General features: G+C 60.2%; 10 protein-coding genes. 6 read left to right on the plus strand and 4 right to left on the minus strand.

Annotated features, from left to right (window positions below):
• Positions 1-158: 158 nt before the first annotated feature.
• The gene (locus tag V5E99_RS20530; RefSeq protein ID WP_054047466.1) at positions 159-767 is read right to left on the minus strand and encodes a MiaE family protein; all 609 of its coding nucleotides are present in this window, start codon (positions 765-767) and stop codon (positions 159-161) included.
• A 160-nt stretch (positions 768-927) separates the two neighbouring features.
• Between V5E99_RS20530 and uspL the strand changes: the two genes are divergently transcribed.
• Positions 928-1,791 (plus strand): universal stress protein UspL, encoded by an 864-nt coding sequence (uspL, locus tag V5E99_RS20535; RefSeq protein WP_499804085.1) that lies wholly within the window; start codon positions 928-930, stop codon positions 1,789-1,791.
• Between the two features lie 97 nt (positions 1,792-1,888).
• Here uspL and V5E99_RS20540 read toward each other — a convergent pair whose 3' ends face one another.
• A complete protein-coding gene (locus V5E99_RS20540) occupies positions 1,889-2,359 on the minus strand; it encodes a DUF1289 domain-containing protein (RefSeq protein WP_010459705.1) in 471 nt (156 codons plus the stop codon).
• Positions 2,360-2,767: 408 nt separating this feature from the next.
• Between V5E99_RS20540 and acnB the strand changes: the two genes are divergently transcribed.
• Positions 2,768-5,377, plus strand: coding sequence for a bifunctional aconitate hydratase 2/2-methylisocitrate dehydratase (acnB, locus tag V5E99_RS20545; RefSeq protein ID WP_499804183.1), 2,610 nt, complete (start codon positions 2,768-2,770; stop codon positions 5,375-5,377).
• A gap of 79 nt (positions 5,378-5,456) precedes the next feature.
• Here acnB and V5E99_RS20550 read toward each other — a convergent pair whose 3' ends face one another.
• A complete protein-coding gene (locus tag V5E99_RS20550) occupies positions 5,457-7,103 on the minus strand; it encodes a SulP family inorganic anion transporter (protein WP_499804086.1) in 1,647 nt (548 codons plus the stop codon).
• Between the two features lie 249 nt (positions 7,104-7,352).
• Complete coding sequence (locus V5E99_RS20555; RefSeq protein ID WP_499804087.1) at positions 7,353-8,633, minus strand: serine/threonine transporter; 1,281 nt, start codon at positions 8,631-8,633, stop codon at positions 7,353-7,355.
• Positions 8,634-9,014: 381 nt separating this feature from the next.
• Between V5E99_RS20555 and V5E99_RS20560 the strand changes: the two genes are divergently transcribed.
• The 4 genes from V5E99_RS20560 to V5E99_RS20575 all read left to right on the plus strand — a co-directional run bounded on the left by V5E99_RS20560 (position 9,015) and on the right by V5E99_RS20575 (position 11,923).
• On the plus strand, positions 9,015-9,398 hold the full coding sequence (locus V5E99_RS20560; RefSeq protein WP_499804088.1) for a tautomerase family protein: 384 nt from the start codon (positions 9,015-9,017) through the stop codon (positions 9,396-9,398).
• Between the two features lie 28 nt (positions 9,399-9,426).
• The gene (locus V5E99_RS20565) at positions 9,427-10,044 is read left to right on the plus strand and encodes a TetR/AcrR family transcriptional regulator (protein ID WP_499804089.1); all 618 of its coding nucleotides are present in this window, start codon (positions 9,427-9,429) and stop codon (positions 10,042-10,044) included.
• 175 nt (positions 10,045-10,219) lie between these two features.
• Positions 10,220-10,744, plus strand: coding sequence for a cysteine hydrolase family protein (locus tag V5E99_RS20570; protein WP_499804090.1), 525 nt, complete (start codon positions 10,220-10,222; stop codon positions 10,742-10,744).
• A gap of 216 nt (positions 10,745-10,960) precedes the next feature.
• On the plus strand, positions 10,961-11,923 hold the full coding sequence (locus V5E99_RS20575; RefSeq protein WP_499804091.1) for a 2-hydroxyacid dehydrogenase: 963 nt from the start codon (positions 10,961-10,963) through the stop codon (positions 11,921-11,923).
• The last annotated feature ends 3 nt before the right edge of the window (positions 11,924-11,926 follow it).

The following is an 11,926-nucleotide window of genomic DNA, read 5'->3' on the forward strand; positions in this document are numbered from 1 at the left end:
AAGTTTTTAATAATATTGCATCAAAACATCACAGCCTGCGGACGCTGGGTTATGCCAAACGCCGTTCGGCGTAGGAGCTGCCGAAGGCTGCGATCTTTTGATCTTGACCTTATAAAAACAAGATCAAAAGATCGCAGCCTGCGGCAGCTCCTACGGGGTCAGGCGGCGGTGGGGATGCCGCTGTGGAAGCGGAATTCCACGTCTGGGGACTCGATCAATTCCTGCTCGGCGGCGCGAACCCGGTCGATGACCTGGGCGATGTCCTTGGCGTCACCGTACTGGTAGGCCAGTTTCAGGTAACCCTGGAAATGCCGGGCTTCGCTTTTCAACAGGCCGAAGTAGAACTTGCCCAGTTCCTCGTCCAGATGCGGCACCAGCGCCTCGAAACGCTCGCAACTGCGGGCCTCGATAAAGGCGCCGACCACCAGGGTATCCACCAGTTTGACCGGCTCGTGGCTGCGCACCACTTTGCGCAGGCCCGAGGCGTAACGCCCGGCGGATAGCTGTCGCAGCTCGATCTTGCGCTTTTTCATCAGGCGCATGACTTGTTCGTGGTGCACCAGCTCTTCCCGGGCCAGACGCGACATCAGGTTGATCAGATCGACGTGGGAGTGATACTTGGCGATCAGGCTCAACGCGGTGCTGGCCGCTTTGAATTCGCAGTTCTTGTGGTCGATCAGTAAGGTTTCCTGATCGGCCAGCGCGGCCTGGACCCAGCCGTCAGGGGTGCGGCAGCCGAGGAACTCGTGAATTTCGGGAAGGATCATGGGGCTCACGGATAAAAGGTTCAAAACGAAGGGCGCCGATTATACCGGCCTGCCGGCAGACCACCAGTCGCGGCCATTGATATGCATCAAGTCCCGAGTTGCCGGGCAGCAACTATAGTTGTCCAACGCAGTGTTTTTTACTTTTCAGGAGATCCCGATCATGCAAGCCATTCGCAGCATTCTGGTGGTCATCGAACCCGAACACTCGGAAAGTCTGGCGCTCAAGCGCGCCAAGCTGATTGCGGGCGTTACCCAGGCGCACCTGCATTTGCTGGTCTGCGATAAAAAGCATGATCACAGCGGCATGTTGGCCGTGCTCAAGGCCTCGCTGCTGGAGGACGGCTACAGCGTCACCACCGAGCAAGCCTGGAACGAAACCCTGCACGAAACCATCGTCGACGTGCAGCAGGCCGAAGGCTGCGGGCTGGTGATCAAACAGCATTACCCCGACAGCCCGCTGAAAAAGGCCCTGCTGACCCCGGCCGACTGGAAACTGCTGCGCTACTGCCCAACCCCGGTGCTGCTGGTGAAAACCTCGAAGCCATGGACCGGCGGGGTCATTCTGGCGGCCATCGACGTCGGCAACACCGATGGCGAACACCGCACGCTGCATGCGTGCATTGTCGATCACGGTTACGACATCGCCAGCCTGGCCAAGGCCCAGTTGCATGTGATCAGCGCGCATCCGTCGCCGATGCTGTCGTCGGCCGACCCGGTGTTTCAGCTACGGGAGACCATCGAGGCCAAGTATCGCGAGCAGTGCAAAGCGTTCCAGGCCGAATTCGACATCGACGACGAACACCTGCACATCGAGGAAGGCCCGGCGGATGTACTGATTCCGCACATGGTGCACAAGTTGGGGGTGGCGGTGACGGTGATCGGCACCGTGGCGCGGACCGGGTTGTCCGGGGCGTTGATCGGCAACACGGCGGAAGTGGTGCTGGATGCGGTGGAGAGCGATGTGCTGGTGCTCAAGCCGGATGAGATCATTGATCATCTGGAAGAGGTTGTGACGCGGCATTAAAGCAAGATCAAAAGATCGCAGCCTTCGGCAGCTCCTACGTGGGATTGCGTTCAATCTGTAGGAGCTGGCGAAGCCTGCGATCTTTTGACTTTAATAATCAGCCACCAAAGGCGTCCTTAAGGAACCCCGGCGCGATATAGCGCTGGTAATGCGCTTCCGACAGCAAAAAGAATTCCCGATCAATGGCATCGCGCAATTCCGGCAGGTTCCAGTCGCGAAACTCCGGCATCAACACCATCCCATACGCCTCCAGATTGTTGATGACCCGCGCCCCGCGAGCGATCAACTGGTAGGCCCAGCAATATTCCGACTGATGCGGCACAAAGCGGATCTTGCGCTGTTCAAGCTGCAAACGCAGGCGCTGCGGGTCGAAAATTTCCAGTTTGCTGGCCATCACCTGGGACAGCAGTTGCTCAAGACGCAACCACACCGCCCGCTTTTCTTCCTCGTTGTAACCGTTCCAGTTGATCACTTCGTGGTGGAAACGCTTGCAGCCACGGCACACCAGGTCACCGTAAACGGTGGAGCAGAGGCCGACGCAGGGGGTCTTGATGGTCTGATTGGGCATAGGTAGGCAAAACACGGGAAAGCAGAACAGGTCGGCATGTTAGCCCTTTGTCTAACATTGATCACCCCTCAATCTTGAGGGGCTAACTTACCTTTAATTTTTTTTTGCCGTAGAATCAGCCAGCCTTTTAAGGCGCCAATGTCCGTTAGAAGCTGTTTTCAAAGCGTCACGAGCACAGTCGTTCCTACAGAGCGGTGTTGGCGAAGGGTTTTTCCAGCGGGGAAAAGCTCGACGCCAACCCTCATCAGCTCCCCGTTCTGCAGGCGTAAAACTTTGAAAGCAGCTTCTGTAAGGAATTGCCGGTAATTCTGGCTAAGTGGCCCACAACGCCACGCAGCGCATGAGTACGGCAATTTCGGGATGAGCGTCCCGGACACCCATTTGGGACCACTGATGAGGGTAATAACTGTGCTTGAAGCCTACCGCAAACATATCGAAGAGCGTGCAGCACTGGGTATCGTTCCCCAGCCGCTTAACGCCGAACAAACTGCAGGCCTGGTCGAGCTGCTGAAGAATCCCCCGGCTGGCGAAGAAGCTTTCCTCGTTGACCTGATCACCAATCGCATTCCACCTGGCGTGGACGAAGCAGCCTATGTAAAGGCCGGTTTCCTGTCTGCCCTGGCCAAAGGCGAAGCGACCTCCCCTCTGATCGACAAGAAACGCGCGGTTGAACTGCTCGGCACCATGCAGGGCGGCTACAACATCGTGACCCTGGTTGACCTGCTCGACAGCGCCGAACTGGCCCCAGTCGCCGCCGCTCAACTCAAGCACACCCTGCTGATGTTCGATGCGTTCCACGACGTCGCGGAAAAAGCCCGCAACGGCAACGAACACGCCAAAGGCGTGATCCAGTCCTGGGCTGACGGCGAGTGGTTCCGCAACCGTCCGACCCTGGCCGACAAGATCAGCCTGCGCGTGTTCAAGGTCACCGGCGAAACCAACACCGACGACCTGTCCCCTGCCCCGGATGCCTGGTCCCGCCCGGACATCCCGCTGCACGCCCTGGCCATGCTGAAAATGGCCCGTGAAGGCATCGTGCCTGACGTCCAAGGCGTGACCGGCCCGATGAAGCAGATCGAAGAAATGCGCGGTCAAGGCTTCCCGATCGCCTACGTCGGTGACGTGGTCGGTACCGGTTCGTCGCGTAAATCGGCAACCAACTCGGTGCTGTGGTTCTTCGGTGACGACGTTCCTCACGTTCCGAACAAGCGTGCCGGCGGTTTCTGCTTCGGCAGCAAAATCGCTCCAATCTTCTACAACACCATGGAAGATGCCGGCGCACTGCCAATCGAGTTCGACGTTTCCAACATGCACATGGGCGACGTGATCGACCTGTACCCGCATGCTGGCAAAGTCTGCAAACACGGCACCGACGAAGTCCTGACCACCTTCGAAATGAAGACCCCGGTGCTGTTGGACGAAGTTCGTGCTGGCGGCCGTATCCCGCTGATCATCGGTCGCGGCCTGACCGACAAGGCTCGCGCCGAGCTGGGCCTGGGCCCAACCGACCTGTTCAAACTGCCTGAAGCACCTGTCGACACTGGCAAGGGTTTCACCCTGGCACAGAAAATGGTTGGCAAGGCGTGCGGTCTGCCGGAAGGCAAAGGCGTTCGTCCTGGCACCTACTGCGAACCGAAGATGACCACCGTCGGTTCCCAGGACACCACCGGTCCTATGACCCGTGACGAACTCAAAGACCTGGCGTGCCTGGGCTTCTCGACCGATCTGGTAATGCAGTCCTTCTGCCACACCGCGGCTTACCCTAAGCCGATCGACGTGACCACCCACCACACCCTGCCAGATTTCATCATGACCCGCGGCGGCGTTTCCCTGCGTCCGGGCGACGGCATCATCCACTCGTGGTTGAACCGCATGCTGCTGCCGGACACCGTCGGTACCGGTGGTGACTCCCACACCCGTTTCCCGATGGGCATTTCGTTCCCGGCCGGTTCCGGTCTGGTCGCGTTCGCCGCAGCCACTGGCGTTATGCCGCTGGACATGCCGGAATCGATCCTGGTGCGCTTCAAAGGCAAGATGCAACCGGGCGTTACCCTGCGTGACCTGGTTCACGCCATTCCTTACTTCGCGATTCAGGCTGGCCTGCTGACCGTCGAGAAGAAAGGCAAGAAGAACGCCTTCTCCGGCCGCATCCTGGAAATCGAAGGCCTGGACAACCTGAGCATCGAGCAAGCTTTCGAGCTGTCCGACGCCTCGGCGGAACGTTCGGCTGCCGGTTGCACCATCAAGCTGTCGAAAGAGTCGATCACCGAGTACCTGAACTCCAACATCACCCTGCTGCGCTGGATGATCGGCGAAGGCTACGGCGATGCGCGTACCCTGGAACGTCGTGCCCAAGCGATGGAAGCCTGGGTTGCCAACCCTGAGCTGATGGTTGCCGATGCTGACGCCGAATACGCCGAAGTCATCGAAATCGACCTGGCCGACATCAAAGAGCCTGTGCTCTGCGCGCCAAACGACCCGGACGATGCCCGTCTGCTGTCCAGCGTTGCTGGCGAGAAGATCGACGAAGTGTTCATCGGTTCGTGCATGACCAACATCGGTCACTTCCGCGCGGCCGGCAAGTTGCTGGATCAGGTCAAAGGTCAGCTGCCAACCCGTCTGTGGCTGTCGCCGCCGACCAAAATGGACGCTCACCAACTGACCGAAGAAGGCTACTACGGCATCTACGGCAAGGCTGGCGCTCGCATGGAAATGCCGGGTTGCTCGCTGTGCATGGGTAACCAGGCACGTGTAGAGCCGAACTCGACAGTTGTGTCGACATCGACCCGTAACTTCCCGAACCGTCTGGGTGACGGCGCGAACGTTTACCTGGCTTCGGCTGAGTTGGCGTCCGTTGCGTCCATCCTGGGTCGCCTGCCGACCGTCGAGGAGTACATGGAATACGCTGGCAAGATCGACAGCATGGCGGCCGATGTTTACCGCTACCTGTCCTTCGACCAGATTGCCGAGTTCCGTGAAGCTGCTGCGAACGCCAACATTCCGGTCGTTCAAGCCTAACGCTGCAACGCAATAGAAAACGCCGCCCATCGCGAGATGGGCGGCGTTTTTTTATGCCTGTATGAAGATCAAATGTGGGTTATGGGTTTGGCCTGAGGGCTTGTTGTACCGCGCCATCGACGCTCAAACCGCTGAGAATCACCTGCTCCAGCTCCTGAGTCGGCAACATCGAGAGCACCGCTTTGGCCTCATGCTTGAGCCGCGCCAGGATCAGCAACTTGTCCAGCGCCCGCACCTGCAAAAAGAACCCTTCCAGGGCTTCGATGCTGGTGCCGTCCAGATCGGGCGACTCTTCGAGACTGAGAATAATCGTATGCACCGGCGGCTGTGCATGCCGGGCCAGGCGCAGTGCGCCGCCCAGAATGCGTTCCACGTTGGCGAAAAACAGCGCCTCGCTGGGCCGCACGATCAGCACACCCGGGATGGCCTGCGCATCCGGGTGGCGTTGCAGATCGACGTAATCGTGACCGCCATCCATTTGTCCCAACACCTGGATATCCGCCGAAGACATCTGCTTGAGCATCAACACCACGCTGATCGCCACGGCCACCAGCAAGCCGTCCAGCACGCCCAATACCAGCACCGCCGCCACCGCGCAGATCACCAGCACCCGGTCCCGGCGCCAGATGAAATAGCGGCCCAGCGGTTGCAAGCTCAAGCCCCGCGCCAACGCATGAATGACGATCGCGGCCAATACCGGTTCGGGGGTCAGGGCGATGTAGGGCAAAACAGTCAGGACAATCAGCAACACCACGAGCGCCGCGACCACCCCGGCCAAACGTGAATTCGCCCCCGCCGCTTCATTGGCCGACGTCGCGGAATAACCGGCGCCCGCCGGCATGCCATGGAACAGGCCGGACAGCAGATTCGCCGCACCGAGGGCCAGCAGGTCGCGGTTCGACGACACCCGGTCGCCATGTTTAAGCGCAAAGGAGCTGATCGAGCCGTAGGACTCGGCATACAGGATCATCACCATGGCAAACGCCAGTTCCCCCAGCCGCAACCAGTCGGCAAACGGCAACACCGGCAGCCGTGGCACTTCGAGGCTCAGGTCGATCACGCCGATCAGCTTCACGCCGTAAGCGGGCAGGTCCAGCCATTGGCTGGCGGCGATGCCGAGCGCCACCACCAGCAAGCCGCCAGGCACCCGCCGAAACCGCGCACACAGGCACAACACCAGCAGCGCCACCGCCGCGACCAGTAAACCGACGCGATTCCACTGCGGCCACTGCTCCAGCAATTGCGGGACGAAACGGATCAGGTTGCCGTTGCTCAGGTGCACGTCGACGGCACTCGCCACCTGCTTGAGGATGATCGTCACCGCCAGGCCAAACGCAAAGCCGCGCAGCACCGGTTTGGCGATAAACGAGGTGACGCTGCCAAGTTTCAGCAGCCCGGCCAGCAGGAAAAACCCGCCGGTAACCAGCACCAGGCCGATGGCCAGGGTCATGCGCAGGGTCGGATCACCACTGGCCAGGGCGCCCGTGGCGGCGGCCAGTACCGCCGCTGAGGACGAGGTCGCCGAGACGATGGCAAAGCGGCTGGTGCCCAACAACGCGTAGCACAGCAACCCGGCAAACAGCGCAATGACCCCGGCCTGGGGCGGCACTGCGGCGATGCTCGAATAGGCCACCGCCTCGGGTAACAACAAACCGGCAATCGACAACCCGGCCAGCAAGTCTTGCCACTGGTTAGGCGTATCGGCTTGGGGTTGCGCACGCGCCATGAAACGTCTCCAGAGAAAGATCAACAGGCCGTCTACGACGCGTCAATGAAGGCTCTAGGTTAGCCGTTTATCCGGTTGGATGTGTGCTCTGGGTCAGATGACGGGCGCAGGCAATAAAAAACGCCGCTCCCTTTGCAAGGAGCGGCGCTTTTTGTGCCTTGAGAATCAAAAGATCACAGCCTGCGGCAGCTCCTGCAGGGATGATGGGCAGCCAGTGTAGGAGCTGCCCCAGGCTGCGATCTTTTGACCTTAAGCTGTGAGCGAATAAATCAACGCCGAAATCGCCACCAGCCCCACCGCCGTCACAAAGACGTTGGACGCCTGACCGCGATAACGCGCCATCGCGGGCACCTTGCGGATCGCGTACATCGGCATCAGGAACAGGATCGCTGCGATGACCGGGCCACCGAGGGTGGTGATCATGTCGAGGATGCTCGGGTTCAGGGTCGCGACGATCCAGCACACCACCAGCATGAACGCTGCGGTGATGCGGTCCAGGGCTTTAGGCGACGGGCGTTTGCCGCTCTTGATGATCAGCCCTTTCAAGCCTTCGCTGGCGCCGATGTAGTGGCCCAGGAACGACTTGGAAATCGCCACGAACGCAATCAACGGCGCCGCGAACGCGATGGTCGGGTTGCTGAAATGGTTGGCCAGGTACGACAGGATCGACAGGTTCTGTGCCTTGGCCTCGGCCAGTTGCGCCGGGGACAGGGTCAACACGCAACTGAACACGAAGAACAGCACCATCACCACCATCAAGGCGTGGGCGCGGGACAGGATCTGCGAGCTGCGCTCTTCGGCGTGTTCACCGTAGCGACGCTTCTGGTCCACGGCGAACGCCGAAATGATCGGCGAATGGTTAAACGAGAACACCATCACCGGAATCGCCAGCCACAAGGTGTGCAGCAGTGCCGACGGCTCAGGCAGGGTCGATGCGGTGCTGAGGATGCCGCCATTCCAGTGCGGAATCAGGTACACCGCCAGAAACAGCAACGCGACGATGAACGGGTACACCATCAGGCTCATGGCTTTGACGATCACCTGCTCGCCGCAGCGCACCAACGCCAACAGGCCGACGATCAGCAGCAACGACAGAATCGCCCGAGGTGGCGGCAGGATGTGCAGTTGATTTTCCAGGAAACTGCCCACGGTGTTGGTCAGCGCCACGCTATAGATCAGCAGGATCGGGAAGATCGCGAAGAAGTACAGCAAGGTGATCAGCGCACCGGCCTTGATGCCGAAGTGTTCTTCCACCACTTCGGTGATGTCCGCGCCTTCGCGTCCGGACAATACGAAGCGAGTCAGGCCACGGTGGGCGTAGAACGTCATGGGGAATGCCAGCACCGCCAGGATCATCAACGGCCAGAAACCGCCCAGGCCCGCGTTGATCGGCAAAAACAACGTCCCCGCCCCGATCGCCGTGCCAAACAGGCCCAGCATCCAGGTGGTGTCATGGCGATTCCAGCTCTCAAGAGTCGCTGGTGCCGCCGCTACATAGCGTTCGTCGACGCTATTGGCCTGATCATTCATCCGGTGGGATCTCCGCATTCCGGTCAGTTGCTACCCGACCAGGACGAGTCGGAAAAACCCGACAGGCAGCGCCCTGGCCGAAACAGGGGCGCGATTGTCCGGGATTAATGAACAGAAGCAAAGACTTAGCTGAGGAGTGGTTATGCGGATCAGATGGCAAAAGCGCCACATCCCCCTGTGGGAGCGGGCTTGCTCGCGACGGCGGCGTGTCAGTCAACATCAATATCGAATGACGCAGAGTGACCCCTTCGAGCAATCTCCCACAGGGGATCATCTTAGCCTCGAGATCATGCTGTTCGTCTGCCAGGCAAAATTAGAAGCTTGATAAAGGTTAATCATCATGTATTTTAGATGCACCCCTATTTTGCCTGGAGTCATCCCATGCCACTGGTTCGCGTTGACATCAAAAAACATCAGGACCCGACGTTCGCCAAACGCGTCGGTCAGTTGATCTACGCAGCCATGCGCAGTGCCATTGGCGTACCGGAACACGATAATTTCCAGATTCTGGCGGAGCACGATGAGCAGCATTTCATTTTCGACGCCGAATACCTCGGTATCCAGCGCACCGACCATCTGGTGGTGATCCAGATAACACTCAATGAAGGCCGCACCCTGGAGCAGAAAAAACTGCTCTACAAAACCATCGCCGAAAGCCTGAACAGTGAACTGGCCGTGCGCCTGGAAGACGTTTTCATTAATCTGGTGGAAGTGAAAAAAGAGAACTGGTCGTTCGGCAACGGGATTGCCCAGTACGCCAGCTAACCCCTTCCTTTATACCTGTGAGCCGCTGATGCCCCGAGTCTCCCGCAAGCAAGCCGACCTCAACCGCGAAATCATCGTCGAGGCGGCTACGCGGCTGTTTCGCGAGCGCGGCCTGCATGGGATCAGCGTCGTCGATGTAATGGGCGCCGCCGGTCTGACCCATGGTGGCTTCTACGGCCACTTCGAGTCCAAGGAAGCCTTGGCCCGAGAGGCCGGTGGACGGGCATTCGAGCAGTCGGCAGAACGCTGGAAAAGCAGGATCGCCGAGCACGACGACCCGGACGCGGCCCGTCATTCCCTGATCGAGCCGTATCTGTCTGCCGCCAGCCGTGACAATCCCGGCGATAGCTGCCCAGTGGTCGCTTTTGCCGGGGACATGTGCCACGAAGCAGCCGATAGCGGCTTGCGCCAGACCTTCATGGACGGTCTGAACAAGCTTCTGAAGTCTTACGGATCGTTGGTCAGTACAGGTGATGCCGAGCGTGACCGGCGGCAGGCACTGGTTGAATACTCGCTGATGGTCGGCGCCCTGACCCTGGCCCGCGCCACTCGGGGGGATGCCTTGTCCGATGAAATCCTCGACGCGGCACGAGCCTTTCTGACGGCGGACAGCGGCGTTGACAAGCCCGAGGCACCCACCGCATGATCGGCCCCATGAACATTTCTGCGCTGAACCTCACCCGCACCACCACGACCGCTTCCGGCGGGTCGTGGGGTGGCTGGCTGATATAAACCCAGCGCAGTAAACCCAAGGCCCCGCCAGCAATGGACGGGGCCTTGTTGTTTCTCCCGTCCGTTCGGCACTTCACGGAGAAACACCTATGTCATCGGCACTTTTGATCATCGATATGCAGGTTGGCCTGTTTAACGGCCCGGACGCGCCCCATGACGGCGAGCGAATAGTGGCGAATATCCAGCAGCTCATTGGCCGTGCCCGAGGGCGCAAAGTGCCGATCTATGCGGTTCGCCACACCGGCCCTCAAGGTTCGCCCATAGAGGCCGGGAGTGCTTTTTGGCAGTTGCTGCCCGCCCTGGAACTGAACGCCAGCGCCGACATCCTGTTCGACAAACGCAAACCCAATGCCTTTTACGGCACGACGCTGGCGGAGCAACTGCGGGCCAACGGGATCAACGAACTGTTTATCGTCGGCATGAAAACCCAATACTGCATCGACGCCACCTGCCGGGCCGCCGCCGACCTGGGGTTCAACCCCGTGCTGATCGCCGATGCCCATACCTGCATGGACACCCCTGCGCTGCCGGCCCGGGCAATCATCGCGCACCATAACGCGACGTTGAACGGGGCGTTCGCCAGGGTCGTGAATACCGCCGACGCCACCTTCTGAATGACAAACAAGCTCCCGTAGGAGCTGCCGAAGGCTGCGATCTTTCAGCGTCATTGAAGGCGCCCGAAGATCAAGATCAACAGATCGCAGCCTGCGGCAGCTCCTACGGTGTGCGGCCTATGGCCTATGATCTTTGGTGATTGCCAAACAGCTCTGGAATCAGCAATCTGAAACGACTTTCGCGCCCCGACATTCCAATGCCCACAGGAGCCCAGCATGACCGCAACCGTTCTGGTATTGGTTGAAACCATCAATGACTACCTGCCGATTCTTGAACACCAGGGCTTTCACCTGATCCTGGCCCCGACCCCTGCCGAACGCGCCCAAGCCATCGCCACTCACGGCGGGCGCATCGACGCCGTGCTGACACGCGGCCCGCTGGGTTTGTATGCCGAAGAAATCGCCGCCCTGCCCGCGCTGAAAATCATCTGCGTGATCGGCGCCGGTTACGAACACGTTGATCTGCAAGCCGCCAGCGACCGTGGCATCAGTGTGACCAACGGCGCCGGGGTCAACGCCTCTTCGGTGGCCGACCACGCCATGGCGCTGCTGCTGTCGCTGGTGCGCGACATTCCCCGGGCCGATGCGGCGGTGCGGCGCGGTGAATGGCCGAAAATCATGCGCCCGTCCCTGGCCGGCAAACGCCTGGGCATTCTCGGGCTCGGGGCGGTCGGCATGGCCATCGCCAAACGCGCGGCCAACGGTTTTGACATGAGCGTGAGTTACCACAACCGCCAACACCGCAGCGACGTGCCCTACAGCTACTGCTCGACCCCGACGGAACTGGCCCGGGCGTCAGACTTTCTGATCGTCGCCACCCCCGGCGGACTCGGCACCCAACACCTGATCACCCGGCAAGTGTTGGACGCGCTGGGCCCCAAAGGCTTCCTGGTCAACATCGCCCGGGCCAGCGTGGTGGTGACTGCTGACCTGATCAATGCGCTGGAACAACGCCGGATCGGCGGCGCCGCCCTCGACGTGTACGACCACGAGCCCAAGGTGCCCGATGCCCTCAAGACGTTGACTAACGTGGTCCTGACCCCCCATGTCGCCGGGCTGTCCCCGGAGGCGACCCAGGGCACCGTCGAACTGGTGGGCAAAAACCTGGTGGCCTTCTTTGCCGGCAGGCCCGTATTGACGCCGATTGCCCTGCCGCCGCCCGTGGGCAAAGCGGTTTAATGA

Source organism: Janthinobacterium sp. LPB2021202312-11-4, assembly GCF_037049705.1.
Lineage (GTDB): Bacteria > Pseudomonadota > Gammaproteobacteria > Pseudomonadales > Pseudomonadaceae > Aquipseudomonas.